At 74.7% G+C, this 14,204-nt stretch carries 16 protein-coding genes; 14 read left to right on the forward strand and 2 right to left on the reverse strand.

What is annotated here, in order from left to right; all coding sequences use genetic code 11:
- Window positions 1-273: 273 nt before the first annotated feature.
- The 3 genes from arfB (at window position 274) to ABD990_RS23055 (ending at window position 2,323) form a co-directional block, all read left to right on the forward strand.
- Window positions 274-717, forward strand: a complete 444-nt coding sequence (arfB, locus tag ABD990_RS23045; protein WP_345382814.1) for an alternative ribosome rescue aminoacyl-tRNA hydrolase ArfB — start codon at window positions 274-276, stop codon at window positions 715-717.
- A 149-nt stretch (window positions 718-866) separates the two neighbouring features.
- Window positions 867-1,370: a phage holin family protein gene (locus ABD990_RS23050; RefSeq protein ID WP_345382815.1), complete on the forward strand. Its 504-nt coding sequence runs from the start codon at window positions 867-869 to the stop codon at window positions 1,368-1,370.
- Between the two features lie 17 nt (window positions 1,371-1,387).
- Window positions 1,388-2,323 carry an alpha/beta fold hydrolase gene (locus ABD990_RS23055; RefSeq protein WP_345382816.1) on the forward strand — a complete coding sequence of 312 codons (936 nt, stop codon included), beginning with the start codon at window positions 1,388-1,390 and terminating at the stop codon, window positions 2,321-2,323.
- Here ABD990_RS23055 and ABD990_RS23060 read toward each other — a convergent pair.
- The gene (locus ABD990_RS23060) at window positions 2,313-3,323 is read right to left on the reverse strand and encodes a glycerophosphodiester phosphodiesterase (RefSeq protein WP_345382817.1); all 1,011 of its coding nucleotides are present in this window, start codon (window positions 3,321-3,323) and stop codon (window positions 2,313-2,315) included. The genes ABD990_RS23055 and ABD990_RS23060 overlap by 11 nt on opposite strands.
- A 207-nt stretch (window positions 3,324-3,530) precedes the next feature.
- On the opposite strand from ABD990_RS23060, the gene purD reads away from it, so the two are divergent.
- From purD to ABD990_RS23080, 4 genes are all read left to right on the forward strand, one after another.
- Complete coding sequence (gene purD, locus ABD990_RS23065) at window positions 3,531-4,793, forward strand: phosphoribosylamine--glycine ligase (protein ID WP_345382818.1); 1,263 nt, start codon at window positions 3,531-3,533, stop codon at window positions 4,791-4,793.
- Between the two features lie 294 nt (window positions 4,794-5,087).
- A complete protein-coding gene (locus ABD990_RS23070) occupies window positions 5,088-5,354 on the forward strand; it encodes a hypothetical protein (RefSeq protein ID WP_345382819.1) in 267 nt (88 codons plus the stop codon).
- A 261-nt stretch (window positions 5,355-5,615) separates the two neighbouring features.
- Window positions 5,616-6,737 (forward strand): pyridoxal phosphate-dependent aminotransferase, encoded by a 1,122-nt coding sequence (locus ABD990_RS23075; protein ID WP_345382942.1) that lies wholly within the window; start codon window positions 5,616-5,618, stop codon window positions 6,735-6,737.
- A gap of 7 nt (window positions 6,738-6,744) precedes the next feature.
- Window positions 6,745-7,563, forward strand: a complete 819-nt coding sequence (locus ABD990_RS23080) for an ion channel (protein ID WP_345382820.1) — start codon at window positions 6,745-6,747, stop codon at window positions 7,561-7,563.
- Here ABD990_RS23080 and ABD990_RS23085 read toward each other — a convergent pair.
- The gene (locus ABD990_RS23085) at window positions 7,481-8,485 is read right to left on the reverse strand and encodes a threonine aldolase family protein (RefSeq protein ID WP_345382943.1); all 1,005 of its coding nucleotides are present in this window, start codon (window positions 8,483-8,485) and stop codon (window positions 7,481-7,483) included. The genes ABD990_RS23080 and ABD990_RS23085 overlap by 83 nt on opposite strands.
- 287 nt (window positions 8,486-8,772) lie before the next feature.
- On the opposite strand from ABD990_RS23085, the gene ABD990_RS23090 reads away from it, so the two are divergent.
- The 7 genes from ABD990_RS23090 to ABD990_RS23120 all read left to right on the forward strand — a co-directional run bounded on the left by ABD990_RS23090 (window position 8,773) and on the right by ABD990_RS23120 (window position 14,135).
- Window positions 8,773-9,288, forward strand: a complete 516-nt coding sequence (locus ABD990_RS23090) for a SigE family RNA polymerase sigma factor (protein WP_345382821.1) — start codon at window positions 8,773-8,775, stop codon at window positions 9,286-9,288.
- Between the two features lie 22 nt (window positions 9,289-9,310).
- Entirely contained in the window at window positions 9,311-10,033 is a 723-nt protein-coding gene (locus tag ABD990_RS23095) for a hypothetical protein (protein WP_345382822.1), read from the forward strand.
- Between the two features lie 28 nt (window positions 10,034-10,061).
- Window positions 10,062-10,619, forward strand: coding sequence for a TetR/AcrR family transcriptional regulator (locus ABD990_RS23100; RefSeq protein WP_345382823.1), 558 nt, complete (start codon window positions 10,062-10,064; stop codon window positions 10,617-10,619).
- 19 nt (window positions 10,620-10,638) lie between these two features.
- Window positions 10,639-12,069 (forward strand): adenylosuccinate lyase, encoded by a 1,431-nt coding sequence (gene purB / locus ABD990_RS23105; protein ID WP_345382824.1) that lies wholly within the window; start codon window positions 10,639-10,641, stop codon window positions 12,067-12,069.
- The gene (locus ABD990_RS23110) at window positions 12,066-12,899 is read left to right on the forward strand and encodes a phosphoribosylaminoimidazolesuccinocarboxamide synthase (RefSeq protein ID WP_345382825.1); all 834 of its coding nucleotides are present in this window, start codon (window positions 12,066-12,068) and stop codon (window positions 12,897-12,899) included. Before purB ends, ABD990_RS23110 begins: the two co-directional genes overlap by 4 nt.
- A 127-nt stretch (window positions 12,900-13,026) precedes the next feature.
- Complete coding sequence (locus ABD990_RS23115) at window positions 13,027-13,767, forward strand: DUF2334 domain-containing protein (RefSeq protein WP_345382826.1); 741 nt, start codon at window positions 13,027-13,029, stop codon at window positions 13,765-13,767.
- An 80-nt stretch (window positions 13,768-13,847) separates the two neighbouring features.
- Complete coding sequence (locus tag ABD990_RS23120; RefSeq protein WP_345382827.1) at window positions 13,848-14,135, forward strand: hypothetical protein; 288 nt, start codon at window positions 13,848-13,850, stop codon at window positions 14,133-14,135.
- Window positions 14,136-14,204: the final 69 nt, after the last annotated feature.

Raw genomic sequence — 14,204 nt, forward strand, 5'->3', positions numbered from 1 at the left:
AGACACGCAGGACCTCGGTGTGGAAGCGATCTTTGGTCGGACCGCTCTTCTACCGAGGTCCTGCGTCTTTCCCGGTCATCTCGCCGCGCCCGGCGTGTCCCCCCGAGCCCTCAGTGGGAAAGGCTCAGTAGGTGTGAGCGAGAGTGCCGTTCGCTCGGTAGGTGTGAGCGAGAGCGCCGTTCGCTCGGTAGGTGTGAGCGAGAGCGCCGCTCGCTCGGCAGGTGTGAGCGAAAGTGCCGTTCGTGCGGCGGGCGGAGCGGGCATGCTCACCCCGTGAACGGGAGCGAGGACCTCGACGACGGCGTGCTCGTGCGCCGCGGGGTCGTCCTGCCCGCGCGCGAGCTGCGCTGGCGGTTCTCCCGCTCCTCCGGCCCCGGCGGGCAGGGCGTGAACACCACGGACTCGCGGGCCGAGCTGTCGTTCGACGTCGCGGGCTCGCCCAGCCTGCCCGACGACCTGCGCGAACGGGCCCTGACCCGGCTCGGCGGGCGGCTGGTCGACGGGGTGTTGACGGTGGTCGCGAGCGAGCACCGCAGCCAGCTGCGCAACCGGGAGGCGGCCAGGGAGCGGCTCGCCCAGGCGTTGCGGGCGGCGACCGCGCCCGATCCGCCCGCCCGCCGTCCGACGCGGCCGACGAAGGGCTCGCAGCGGCGCCGGCTCGACGCGAAGGCCCGCCGCGGCGCCGTCAAGCGGCTGCGCGGCCGCCCCGACGAGTGATCGCCCGTTCGGCGTCCACGATCCGGGGAAGACCACCGTGGACCGCGCATCCGCCCAGGCACGGCGCCGGTCGCCGTGGCACGATGACCACTCGCCGACCGGCTCGCGCCGGTGCGGCGGACCCGCTCGACAACGCAGGAGGGACCGCGGTGGCCACCCCGACCAGCTCCAGCGGCACGGACGTTCCGCCCGTGCTGCCCTCGATCCCGCTGTCGAAGGAGCCCGCACCCGGCTCCGGCGAGCAGTCGATCGGCGCCCTCGTCCGCGACGTGACCACCCACGTCTCGACGCTGATCCGCTCCGAGGTGGAGCTGGCCAAGGCCGAGGTGACGACCGAGGTCAAGAAGGGTGTCCAGGGCAGCGTCTTCTTCATCGTCGCGCTGGTCATCGCCCTGTTCAGCCTGTTCTTCTTCTTCTTCGCGATCGGCGAGCTGCTGTCGATCTGGCTCAACCGCGCCGCGGCCTTCGGCATCGTCTTCGGCATCATGATCGTCACCGCGGGCGTGGCGGCGCTGATCGGGTACCTGCGGGTGAAGAAGATCCGCAAGCCCGAGCGGACCATCTCCTCGCTCAAGGAGACGGCCGAGGTGCTGCAGCACCGGGGCAGGGCCCAGTCGAACGGGACACCCCAGCTGGACGGCACCGCCCGCTGAGCCGGACGCTGAACCGGATGGGTCCGGCGGGTCCGCGGCCCGAGCCGTCGTGTGTCCGGGTCCCGGGTCCCTGGCGGCACGGGTCGGTGTCGGCCAACGGGATCCGGCTGCACACCGTCGAGGCCGGCGAGGGCCCGCTCGTCGTGCTGCTGCACGGCTTCCCGGAGTTCTGGTGGTCCTGGCGGCACCAGCTGGTGTCGCTGGCGGCCGAGGGCTTCCGCGCGGTGGCGGTGGACCTGCGCGGCTACGGCGACTCGGACAAGCCGCCCCGCGGCTACGACCTGTGGACGCTCGCCGGCGACGTCGCCGGGCTGATCCGGGCGCTGGGCGAGCCGAAGGCGCACGTCGTGGGGCACGACTGGGGCGGGCTCATCGCCTGGACGCTCACCGCCCTGCACCCGCGGCTCGTCCGCACCCTCACGGTGGTCGACGCCCCGCACCCGCTCGCGGTCCGGGCCGCGGCCGTGCGCGACCCGCGCGGCCAGCTGCGGGCGACGGCGGGCTACGCCCTGGGCTTCCAGCTGCCGCGGTGGCCCGAGCGCTCCCTGCGCACCGACGACGGTGCCCGGGTCGAGCGGATCATGCGGGCCTGGTCGGGTCAAGAGTGGGCGGACACCGCCGACTTCGCCGAGGCCGCGCGGCGCAACCGCGAGGCGATGCGGATCTCGACGGTGGCGCACTGCTGCCTGGAGTACTACCGCTGGGCGCTGCGCTCGCAGTTCCGCGCGGAGGGCCGCCGATTCGCCGCCGCCGTCGCCCGTCCCGCCGAGGTGCCCGTGCTGCAGGTCCACGGCGCGGACGATCCCTGCCTGCTGGAGCGCACGGCGCAGCGCTCACCCCGCTGGGTCACCGGGCCCTTCGTGCACCACGTGCTGCCCGGCACCGGGCACTTCCCCCACCAGGAACGGCCCGCGGCGACCACCGGGGCGATCCTGCAGCACCTCAGAGGCTGAACGCGGCCACCGCGGTGTCGGGGTAGTCCGAGAAGACGCCGTCGACGCCCGCGTCGAGGAAGGCGCGGTACTCGGCGAACACGTCGCCGTGGTCGGCCTCGCGCCCGGTGCGGCGCATCCCGCTGGGCAGGAACGAGTTCTCGTTGCGGAACGTGAACGCGTGCACCAGCAGCCCGGCGGCGTGCGCGTCGTCCACCAGCGAGGTCGGCTCGCCGTCCGGCGGGATCACGAGCTCCTTGGCGGGCCCGATGCCGGCGGCGTACTCGGCGATGGCGGCCAGCTCGGCGGGCCGGGTGAGGTCGGCGAACGTGCGCGGGTCGCCGGCGGCGGCGAGGTCGGTGGGGGCGCCGACGTCGTCGAGCAGCTGGATGAGCCGCACCGGGAGCTGCTCGTGCAGGGCCCGCAGGTTGGCGGTCTCGAAGGACTGCACGAACACCGGCGAGTCCGCCCGGTCGAGCCCGTGCGCCCGCAGCGCCGCGACGAGCGCGGGCTCGCAGGGCAGCCCGCGCCCGGCGAAGTAGGTCGGGCTCTTGGTCTCCGGGTAGACGCCGATCTCGCGGCCGAGCTCGGCGGAGAGCCGGGCGCGCAGCACGAGGATCTCGTCCAGGGTCGGGACGGGGAACAGTCCGTCGTAGACGGTGTTCTCCTGGCGCAGCAGCGGCAGCCGCTCGACCGCCCGCAGGGTGCGCAGCTCGGCGAGGGTGAAGTCGTCCGTGAACCAGTCCTCGACGGTGAACCCGTCGACGGTGCGGACGGTGCGGCGGTCGGCGAACTCCGGGTGCGCGGCGACGTCCGTGGTGGCGCCGATCATCGGCTCGTGCCGGGCGACGAGCACCCCGTCGGCCGTGCTGACCAGGTCGGGCTCGATGAAGTCGGCGCCCATCCGCGCGGCCAGCTCGTAGCCCGCGAGCGTGTGCTCGGGCCGGTAGCCGGAGGCGCCGCGGTGGGCGATGACGAGGGGGGCGTGCGTCGCGGGGGCGGTGAGCAGCGCGGTGGGCACGGGGAGGGTGTCCTTTCGCCGGGAAACGCTCGTGTCCCAGCCTGCGCAAACGGGAAGTCGGGGGCTCGTCCGCCGGGTGTCGATCACGTGAACGAGGGGCGGCGGTCCGCGAGGCTACCGGCGCTCGGACGCGCCCCACCCCGGACAAGTGAGAGGGATCATGCCGCGGGGCGGGACCGTCCGGCGCGGCGTCTAGGCTCGTGACCCGTGCGCGTACTGGTCGTCGGGAGCGGAGCCCGAGAACACGCCCTCGTCCTCGCCCTGGCGCAGGACCCCCAGGTGACGGCGCTGGCCTGTGCCCCCGGCAACGCGGGTACCGCCGCGGTGGCCGAGCAGCACGGGCTCGACGCGCGCGACGGCGCCGCCGTCGTGGCGCTCGCCCGCGAGTGGGGAGCCGACCTCGTGGTGATCGGGCCGGAGGTGCCGCTCGTCGCCGGGGTCGCCGACGCGGTGCGCGAGGCGGGCATCGCGGTGTTCGGCCCGGGCGCCGCGGCCGCCCGGATCGAGGGCTCCAAGCAGTTCGCCAAGGACGTGATGGCCGCCGCGGGCGTGCCGACGGCCGCGTCGGTCGTGGTGGACAACCCCGCCAAGCTCGATGCCGCCCTGGCCGGTTTCGCCCCGCCCTACGTGGTGAAGGACGACGGGCTGGCGGCCGGCAAGGGCGTCGTGGTCAGCGAGGACCTGGAACTCGCGCGGGCGCACGCCATGCACCTGCTCGACGAGGGCCACCCGGTCCTGCTCGAGGCCTACCTGGACGGTCCGGAGGCCTCCCTGTTCTGCCTGGTCGACGGCACGACGGTGGTGCCGCTCGTCCCCGCGCAGGACTTCAAGCGGGTAGGCGACGGCGACTCGGGCCCGAACACCGGCGGGATGGGCGCCTACGCGCCGCTGCCGTGGGCGGGCGAGGGCCTGGTCGACGAGCTGGTCGAGCGCGTGGTCCAGCCGGTCGCGGACGAGCTGGTGCAGCGCGGCACGCCCTTCAGCGGGCTGCTCTACGCGGGGCTGGCGCTGACCTCGAACGGCCCCGCGGTCATCGAGTTCAACTGCCGCTTCGGCGACCCCGAGACCCAGGTCGTGCTCGCGCTGCTGCGTACCCCGCTGGCCGGCGTGCTGCACGCCGTCGCGGCCGGCACGCTCGCCGACCACGCTCCCCTGGAGTGGAGCGACGGCGCCGCCGTCACGGTCGTCGTGGCCGCCGAGGGGTACCCCGGCACGCCGCGGCTCGGCGACGTCATCAGCGGGGCGGAGGCCGAGGGCGTGCTGCACGCCGGCACCCGGCGGCGCGACGACGGTGCGGTGGTCTCGGCGGGCGGGCGCGTGCTGTCCGTGGTGGGCACCGGGCCGGACCTCGCGGCCGCCCGCGCCGACGCCTACCGGCGCGTGGAGGGCATCCACCTCGCGGGCTCGCACCATCGCACCGACATCGCGCTGCGGGCGGAGAAGGGCGAGATCTCGGTCCCGACGCGGTGATCTTGGTTTCACGCCTCCGTGGCGGAGGTTTCGGTGGTGTTGCGCTGTGGTTGCGGCCGAGGATCTGCGAGGTCCCGAATCCGGCAATCCTGCCGAACGTCCGGTGACCAGCACTGGCCCGGTCGGAGCAGGCAACAGGGCCGTACGGACCTGGTTGACGAGGTGAAAACAGCGTGTAAACGCGCTTCGTGCAGGTTGATCACGGGAACGGCCGGCGGCCAGGGTTCCCCCGTCGCCGCGCCCACCGTCGTGCCCGGCGAACCGAAGGAATCCGATCCCCGAAAGCGAGATCCCATGGGTTCGCACGCTCCCCGCACCACCCACCCGACGCTGGCGAAGCTGGGCTTCGCGGCCGTCGCCGCCCCGGCCGCGATGCTCGCGGTCGCCGGCCCGGCCTCCGCGGCCGAGCTGGCCCCGGTCGGCGCCTACCTCGACGAGAACGTCACCTACGGCACCCCGCCGCTGGAGCCGGCCCTCGAGTACGTCGACGAGACCGTCGCCGCGACCGACAAGCAGGTCTTCGACGTCGTCGGGGTGCTGACGGGCCAGTTCGAGAGCTGATTCGCCGCCGGGCGGCGGGCCCTCTCCTGACCGTCGTCCGGTGCCCGGTCGCCGCGGTGCCCGGGCGGGTTCCCCGAAGACCCGCCCGGCGCCGCGCCGCCCGCGCGTCCGGCACAGGGGCACGGCCGGACGTGCCGCGGTCCGGTGCCCACGCGGCACCGCGCCGTCCCGGGCCCGTTTCGTAGGCTCGCGGACGTGACCTCCGTGAACCCCGGGATCGCGGGCCCCTCGGCCCGGTCCGGTATCGCCCCGTTCCACGTCATGGACGTCTGGGCGGCCGCCGGCGAGCGGCAGCGCACCCGCGGGGACCTGATCAACCTCTCGGCCGGGCAGCCCTCCACCCCGGCGCCCGCACCCGTCCGGGCCGCCGCCGCGGCGGCGCTGGAGACCGAGGTACTCGGCTACACCGTCGCCCTCGGCATCCCGGAGCTGCGGGCCGGCATCGCCGGCCACCACGGGCACGCCTACGGCCTGGTCGTGGAGCCCGACGACGTCGTCGTCACCACCGCCGGGTCCGGCGGCTTCCTCCTCGCCTTCCTCGCCGCGTTCGACGCCGGCGACCGCGTCGCGATGGCCCGTCCCGGCTACCCCTGCTACCGCAACATCCTCACGGCGCTGGGCTGCGAGGTCGTCGAGCTGCCGTGCGGGCCGGAGACCCGGTTCCAGCCGACGGTCGCGATGCTCGAGGAGCTCGACGAGCCGGTGAAGGGCCTGATCGTGGCCAGCCCGGCGAACCCGACGGGCACCGTGCTCGACCCGGCGGAGCTGGCCGGGCTCGCGCGGTACTGCGAGGAGCGCGGGATCCAGTTCGTGAGCGACGAGATCTACCACGGCATCGGTTATGCCGGCTCGCCCGCGACGGCCTGCGCCTGGGAGACCTCGCGCGAGGCGATCGTGGTCAACTCCTTCTCGAAGTACTTCTCGATGACGGGCTGGCGGCTGGGCTGGCTGCTGGTGCCCGAGCGGCTGCGCCGCGCGGTGGACCGGCTCGCGGGCAACCTCACCGTCTGCCCGCCCGCGCTCCCGCAGTACGCCGCGGTCTCCGCCTTCACCCCGGAGTCCTACGCCGAGGCGGATTCGCACGTGCAGCGCTACGCGGTGAACCGCGACCTGCTGCTGCGCGGCCTGCCCGAACTCGGCATCGAACGGCTCGCGCCCGCCGACGGAGCCTTCTACGTCTACGCGGACGTCGGGCACCTCACGGACGACTCGATGCGGCTGACCTACGAGCTGCTCGACGAGACCGGGATCGCGGTCGCCCCGGGCGTCGACTTCGATCCCGTGGACGGGCACCGGTACGTGCGGCTGTCCTTCGCCGGCGCGACCGAACCCATCGTCGAGGCCCTCGAGCGGTTGCGGCCCTTCGTGGCGAAGCGGTCATAGTGGCCGCATGACCCGGGCGCACGTGGAGGAGCGCGAGGAGCCGCGCATCGCGGCCTGGAACCGGTGGCTGGACTGGCCGCTGACCGTCCTCGCGGTCGCGTTCCTGGCCTGCTACGCGTGGACGGTGCTGGACACCTCGCTGTCGCCGGGCACCCGTGCGGCCGTCGACGCCGGGCTCACCGCGGTGTGGGTGGTGTTCGGTGTGGACTACCTGATCCGGCTCGCGCTGGCCCGGCGGCGCCTGCGGTTCGTCGGGACGCACCTGCTCGACCTGGCGATCCTGCTGCTGCCGATGTTCCGCCAGCTGCGCGTGCTGCGGCTGGTCACCGTGATCAGCGTGCTCAACCGGCAGCTGCGGGACGACTTCCGCGGCCGGGTGGCGGTGTACGTGACCGGCACCGTCGCGCTCGTCGGGTTCGTCGCGGCGCTCGCGGTGTACGACGCCGAGCGGACCGCCCCCGACGCGTCGATCACGACCTTCGGCGAGGCGGTGTGGTGGACGATCACCACCATCTCGACGGTCGGCTACGGCGACCGCTACCCCGTCACGGTCGAGGGCCGGATCATCGCCGCGACGCTGATGGTGGCCGGGATCGCGCTGCTCGGCGTGGTCACGGCGTCCATCGCCAGCTGGTTCGTGGAGAACCTGCGGCGCACCGCCGAGTCGTCGGCCGAGCGCACCGAGAGCGAGCTCGCCGAGTCCGAGCGGAAGATCGACCTGCTGCTCGAGGAGGTGCGCCGGCTCAGCGCGCGGCTCGATGCGTTGGAGCGGCCGGCTGCCGAACGGCCCGCTCCAGCGGGCCGATCCGATCCAACGCCGCGCTGACGTCCGCGTCGGTGAGGTCGGCGTGGGTCATCAGCCGGACCTTCCCGGACATGGCGCTGGCCCGCACCCCGGCCTCGGCGAACCGGGCGAGCGTGCCGGGCAGGTCGGCCACCGTGACCAGCACGATGTTGGTCTCCGGCTCCAGCACCCGCCAGCCGCGCTCGCGCAGGCCGGCGGCGAGCGTGGCGGCGCGGGCGTGGTCCTCGGCCAGCCGGTCGATCCGGTCCAGCGCGACCAGCCCCGCGGCGGCCAGCACCCCGCCCTGGCGCACCCCGCCGCCGAGCATCTTCCGCAGCCGCCGGGCCTCCTCGACGAACTCGACCGAGCCGGCGACGACCGACCCGACCGGCGCCCCCAGGCCCTTCGACAGGCACACCTGCACGGTGTCGGACCCGACGGTCAGCGCGCCCGGCGGCACCCCGAGCGCGACCGCGGCGTGCCACAGGCGCGCGCCGTCGAGGTGCACGGCGAGCCCGGCGGCCTTCGCGGCGCCGGCGACCGTGGCGTGCTCCTCGGGCCGGGTGACGGTGCCGCCCGCGGCGTTGTGCGTGTTCTCCAGACAGAGCAGCCGGGTGCGCAGGGTGTAGTAGGGCCCGGCGGTGCCGGCGGCGCGCCGGACCGCGCCGGCGGAGACCTTGCCGGGGCCGGCGTCGTGCTCCAGCGGCTGCGGCATGCCGCCGGCCAGCCAGGCGGCGGTACCCAGCTCGGCGTCGAGGACGTGGGCCCCCCGCGGCGCGAGGAACGAGTCGCCGCGCTGCAGGTGGGCCATGAGCGCGATGAGGTTGCCCATCGAGCCGCTCGGCGTCCACAGCGCGGCGGACGCGCCGAGGATCCCGGCGACCCGCTCCTCCAGCGCACGCATCGTCGGGTCGCCGTCGAGGACGTCGTCCCCGACCTCGGCGTCGGCCATCGCCGCCCGCATCTCGCGCGTCGGGCGGGTGACGGTGTCCGAGCGGAGGTCGATCGGCGCGTCCGGCTCGGGCCGGCCCGCCTCCCTCCGGGCGGAGGCCGAGGGGACGGCCTTCGCCGCCGGGCGCCGGGATCGCGTCGGGGTCCTCATCGGATCGGGATTCTGTCAGTCCCGGCCACGTACCGTCCCGTCGGGTCACGAAAAGGTCACGACACTGGGCCGGACGGGTGATGTCCACGCCGGGGTGCAACCGTGGTCGTCACCGGGACCGTCCTGAGCGTGACGGAGGGAGGGCAGCGGTGGACGACGCCGCCGAGCGCGCGTTCGCGGAGTACTTCCGCGCGCGCCGGGACGCCGTGCGCCGCACGGCCTTACTGCTGTGCGGGGACTGGCACCGCGCCGACGACCACGCGCAGTCCGCCTTCGTGGCGCTGCACCGGCACTGGCACCGGATCCGCGACCCACAGGCGCTCGACGCCTGGGTGCGGCGGACGCTGGTCCGGGCGGTCGTGGACGAGTCGCGCCGGCCCTGGCGCCGGGAGCGGCCGGTCGACGTCACGCCCGACCGGCCCGCGGGAGGCACCACGGCCGACGGCGTCGCGACGCGGACCGCGCTGGTCGGCGCCCTGCGGGCGGTCCCGGCGCGGCAGCGCGCGGTCCTGGTGCTCCGGTACCTGGAGGGGCTGGACGTCGCGGCCACGGCGGAGGCGCTGGGCTGCTCGACGGGCACGGTGAAGAGCCAGACCGCGCACGGGCTGGCGGCGCTGCGGACGATCCTGGGCGACGCGCTCGACGACCTGCGGGCCGCCGGGTGAGCGGGAGGAGGAGGTGACCCGGATGGAGAGCTCGGAGAACGAGGACGAGCGGCTGTCGGCCGCCTTCCGGGCCGCCGTGCAGGACGCGCCCGAGGCCGGCTTCGACCACGCGGACGTGCTGGCGGGGTCGCGCCGGCTCGCGCGGCGCCGCCGGACGCTGGTCGTCGGGGGCGTCGCCGCCGCGGCGATCCTGCTGGCCGGCGGGGTGACGACCGGGGTCGTGCTGACCCGGGACGAGGGGACGGCGACGTCGGCGGCGGCCCCGGAGGCGGCGCCCCCGGCCCCGCAGGCCCCGGTGCCGGAGCAGGCCGGGCCCGGGTCGGCGGCGGACGCGGCGGCACCGCGGGCCGCGTCGGCCCCGCCGGGTACGCCACTGGGCCCGGCCACGGCGGACTGCGTGGACCCGCAGGATCCGCAGCTGCGGGCGCTGGTCGACGCGGCGCTGCCCGAGCTCGCCGCCGCGACACCGGCGCCGACCCCGATGATCTGCCGGCCGGGTGGCGGCCGCGAGGTCAACCTCGAGGTGACCGACGGGTCGCGGACCGGCCTGTTCACCGTCGTCTACACCCCGCCCGGCGAGCCGCCCGCGCAGACGGCCACGGCCGTCGGCTGGGTCACCGCCGAGGCGCCGACCGCGTCGGGCGGGACCGTGGTGGTGACCTCCCGCGGCGCCGCGGACTCCGGCGGCGTCCCCTTCGCCGACCGCGTCCGGTCGCTGGCCGACGCGCTCGGGCCGCGGCTGTGAGCCGCACGGGGCAGGGCAGACTGGCGGCGTGACCACGGAGAAGGGCGAGCGCCGCAGGCAGGCGCTCGCCGCCGCCGCGGGCGATCTGCTGCGCGAGGGCGGTTTCGACGCCGTCCGGCACCGGGCGGTCGCCGAGCGGGCCGGGCTCCCGCTGGCCTCCACGACGTACTACTTCGACTCGCTGGAGGAGCTGGTCACGGCCGCGGTCGAGCTCACGAGCCGGCAGGAGCTCGCGGCCGGCCGCGCCGAGCTCGAGGCCGGCGCCGAGCCCGACCCGCTCGAGCTGGTGCTCGACCAGCTGCTGGGCCGGGACTCCCGCAAGGGCGGGCTGGACGCGGTGCTGCTGCGCTACGAGCAGCTCGTCGGGGCCGGGCGGCGGCCCTACCTCGCCCCGCTGATGCGCACCCTGCGCGTCGAGCTCGACGGACTGCTGACCGAGGCGCTGGCCCGCGCCGGACACCGGCTCGACGCCGCCGGGCTGCGGCGCGTGGTCGAGGTCGTGGACGGGGCCGTGCTGTCTGCGCTGATCGAGGCCGACCCGGATCCGAGGGCCACCGCGCGGGCGGCGCTCCTGCGCGTTCTGTAGCCACGTACCCTGGTCAGACGTGATCCCCGGCGCTGTTCCCAATGTCCTGGCCGCTCGGTACGCGAGCCCCGAGCTGGTCGAGATCTGGTCGCCCGAGTACAAGATCGTGCTGGAGCGCCGACTGTGGATCGCGGTGCTCAAGGCGCAGGGCGATCTGGGTGTCGACGTGCCGGAGCAGGCGATCGCCGACTACGAGCGCGTCGTCGAGCAGGTCGACCTGGCGTCGATCGCCGAGCGCGAGCGCGTGACCCGGCACGACGTGAAGGCCCGGATCGAGGAGTTCAACGCCCTCGCCGGCCACGAGCAGGTGCACAAGGGCCTGACCAGTCGCGACCTGACCGAGAACGTCGAGCAGCTGCAGATGCGGCTGTCGCTGGAGCTGGTCCGGGACCGCACGGTCGCGGTGCTGGCGCGTCTGGCCCGCCGGGCGTCGGAGTACGCCGAGCTGGTCATGGCCGGCCGCAGCCACAACGTCGCCGCGCAGGCCACCACGCTCGGCAAGCGTTTCGCCTCGGCGGCCGACGAGCTGCTGGTCGCGTACCGGCGGCTGGAGGAGCTGCGGGCGCGCTACCCGCTGCGCGGCATCAAGGGTCCGGTCGGCACCGCACAGGACATGCTCGACCTGCTCGACGGGGACGCGGCCAAGCTGGCGGAGCTCGAGCGGCGGGTCGCCGCGCACCTCGGCTTCGCGGGCGTGTTCACCAGCGTCGGGCAGGTGTACCCGCGCTCGCTGGACCACGACGTGTGCTCGCTGCTCGTGCAGCTCGGCGCGGCGCCGTCGTCGCTCGCGACGACGATCCGGCTGATGGCCGGCCAGGAGCTGGCGACCGAGGGCTTCAAGCCCGGCCAGGTCGGGTCGAGCGCCATGCCGCACAAGATGAACACCCGGTCCGCGGAGCGGATCAACGGGCTGCAGGTGGTGCTGCGCGGCACCGCGTCGATGGCCGCCGAGCTGGCCGGCGCGCAGTGGAACGAGGGCGACGTGTTCTGCTCCGTCGTCCGCCGGGTCGCGCTGCCCGACGCCTTCTTCGCCCTCGACGGCCTGTACGAGACCTCGTTGACCGTGCTCGACGAGTTCGGCGCCTACCCGGCGGTGATCGCCCGCGAGCTGGACCGCTACCTGCCCTTCCTCGCCACCACGAAGGTCCTGATGGCGGCGGTGCGGGCCGGGGTGGGCCGGGAGACGGCACACGAGGTGATCAAGGAACACGCGGTGGGCGTGGCGCTCGCGATGCGGGAGCAGGGCCAGCAGGAGAACGACCTGCTGGCGCGCCTGCAGACCGACCCGCGGCTGGGCCTGCCGACCGGCCTGCTCGACGGGCTGCTCAAGGACCCGCTGTCCTTCACCGGCGCCGCGACGGCGCAGGTCGCCGCGGTCGTGGCGCAGATCGCGGAGATCACCGACGCGCACCCCGCGGCTGCCGCCTACACGCCCGGAGCGATCCTGTGAAGCTGCTGCACTCGGGCAAGGTCCGGGACATCTACGAGGACCGGGGCGACATCGTCCTGGTCGCGTCGGACCGGCTGTCGGTGTTCGACGTCATCCTCCCGACGCCGGTCCCGGACAAGGGGAAGATCCTCACCGCGCTGTCGCTGTGGTGGTTCGACAAGGTCGCCGACCTGGTGCCGCACCACGTGCTGAGCTCCACGGACGTGCCCGAGGAGTTCGCGGGGCGGGCCGTGCGGTGCCGGCGGCTGGAGATGCTGCCGGTCGAGTGCGTCGCGCGCGGGTATCTCACCGGGTCGGGGCTCACGGACTACCGGCGCACCGGGGCCGTCTCGGGGGTTGCGCTCCCGCCGGGCCTGGAGGACGGGTCCCGGCTGCCCGAGCCGATCTTCACGCCGTCGTCCAAGGCGCCGCAGGGGCAGCACGACGAGGCGATCACGTTCGCGGACGTCGTCGACCTGGTCGGCGCCGAGACCGCGGCCCGGATCCGTGACCTCACCCTCGAGGTCTACCGGATGGGCGCGGAGGTGACCGGGAAGAACGGGATCCTGCTCGCCGACACCAAGCTCGAGTTCGGCCGGGACGCCTCCGGCGAGATCGTGCTGGGCGACGAGGTGCTGACCCCGGACTCGTCCCGGTTCTGGCCGGCCGACCAGTGGGAGCCCGGCCGGCCGCAGTACAGCTTCGACAAGCAGTACGCGCGGGAGTGGGCGCTCTCCACGGGCTGGGACAAGACCGAGCCGGGGCCCGAGGTCCCGCCGGAGGTCGTCGCGGCCGTCCGGGCTCGCTACGTCGAGGTCTACGAGCGGATCACCGGCACGCCCTGGCGATGATCGGGTTCTCGCGCAGTACGGTTCCATAACGCTGCTACGAACCCGATCTCCGGGCGTCGTGGAACCATCACGCGGTTCTCACACCGCGGTCGTCGGCCGTTCACGTCCGGAGCGTTCCCTTCGGGGCATGCCCGCTCGACTGGTGGTCTCCCTGTCCGGGCTCACCGACGCCCGGTCCGACGCCCTCGCCACGGCCCGTGATCTCGCCGCCGAGCTCGACTCCCGCGGCGTCCCGCTGACCCATCTCGTGCAGCCCGCCTCACCGGACGGCCGACCGTCCGGCGAGCTCGTCGACTGGATCGGCGAGCGGGGCGACGCGATCGCCCTGCACGGCTACGACCACACCCCCGACCCGGCCCGCCGCGGCGGCGTCGGGCGCAAGGGGGAGTTCGCCGCCCTGCCCCGGCACGAGGCCGGGCTTCGGCTCACCGCCGCCCGCCGCGCGTTGACCGGGCTCGGCCTTGCCGCCGCCGTGTTCGCCGCGCCGCGCTGGCTCGCCTCGCCCGGCACCGTCGAGGCGGTGCGCGCGCAGGGCTTCCGGATGTGCCTCGACGAGGGCGGCGTGCACCTGTTCGACGACGACGTGCTCCTGCGGGCCCGCGCGCTCGGCTTCCGGCTGGAGGCGGTGGTGTCCGGCGAGGAGCGCAGGCGGGCCGAGGCGTGGCGCTGCCGGCTGCTGCACGCCGAGGCCGTGCGGATCGCCCGCCGGGCGGGGGTCGTGCGGATCGGGGTGCGTGCGAAGGACCTCCGCCGGCCCGATCGGGTCCGCACGGTGCTGGGGGCGGTCGACGCGGTGCTCGCCGAGGGGGCCTGGCCCACCACCTACGCCGCACTGTCCGCGACCGCCCCGGCCGCCCGCACCGCCTGAGGCCCCGAGGCCCTGGCGCTTCCACGATCGTCGGAGGACCCTGTCCGGCTTCCCGCACGACCGCGAGAAGGGAGAGGGCCATGCCGCACGGCCGCTGCGTCATCTACTCGTTCGCCGGTGACGAGCAGGAGATGATCGACAAGGCGAAGGCCGGCGTCCTGCCGCTCATGCAGGCTCAGCCCGGCTACCTCGCCTACGGGGTGATCGTCCAGGAGGGGAAGATCGTCTCGATGAGCGCCTGGGCGTCGCAGGCGGAGGCCGAGGCCGCCGACAAGGTCGCCGCCCGGTGGGCGAAGGACAACATCGACGCCACGCCGCTGGAGCGCTACATCGGCGAGTACGCCTGGCTGGACATCGGCCAGCAGTAGTTCCGGGCGCGAGTCGGCACTTCCGGGTGCCCGAACCCCACATCCCCGTCGTCCCGGATGTGCGGTTCG

This window comes from Pseudonocardia yuanmonensis, from assembly GCF_039542425.1.
In the GTDB taxonomy this organism is placed as follows: Bacteria; Actinomycetota; Actinomycetes; order Mycobacteriales; family Pseudonocardiaceae; genus Pseudonocardia; species Pseudonocardia yuanmonensis.

Bases quoted from the DNA above. Each gene is read 5' to 3' on its own strand.
- ABD990_RS23080 (WP_345382820.1), top strand. From the start codon at position 6,745: ATGACCCGGGCGCACGTGGAGGAGCGCGAGGAGCCGCGCATCGCGGCC.
- ABD990_RS23115 (WP_345382826.1), top strand. From the start codon at position 13,027: ATGCCCGCTCGACTGGTGGTCTCCCTGTCCGGGCTCACCGACGCCCGG.
- ABD990_RS23085 (WP_345382943.1), bottom strand. From the start codon at position 8,485: ATGCGGGCGGCGATGGCCGACGCCGAGGTCGGGGACGACGTCCTCGAC.
- ABD990_RS23095 (WP_345382822.1), top strand. From the start codon at position 9,311: ATGGAGAGCTCGGAGAACGAGGACGAGCGGCTGTCGGCCGCCTTCCGG.
- ABD990_RS23075 (WP_345382942.1), top strand. From the start codon at position 5,616: ATGGACGTCTGGGCGGCCGCCGGCGAGCGGCAGCGCACCCGCGGGGAC.
- ABD990_RS23120 (WP_345382827.1), top strand. From the start codon at position 13,848: ATGCCGCACGGCCGCTGCGTCATCTACTCGTTCGCCGGTGACGAGCAG.
- ABD990_RS23070 (WP_345382819.1), top strand. From the start codon at position 5,088: ATGGGTTCGCACGCTCCCCGCACCACCCACCCGACGCTGGCGAAGCTG.
- ABD990_RS23055 (WP_345382816.1), top strand. From the start codon at position 1,388: ATGGGTCCGGCGGGTCCGCGGCCCGAGCCGTCGTGTGTCCGGGTCCCG.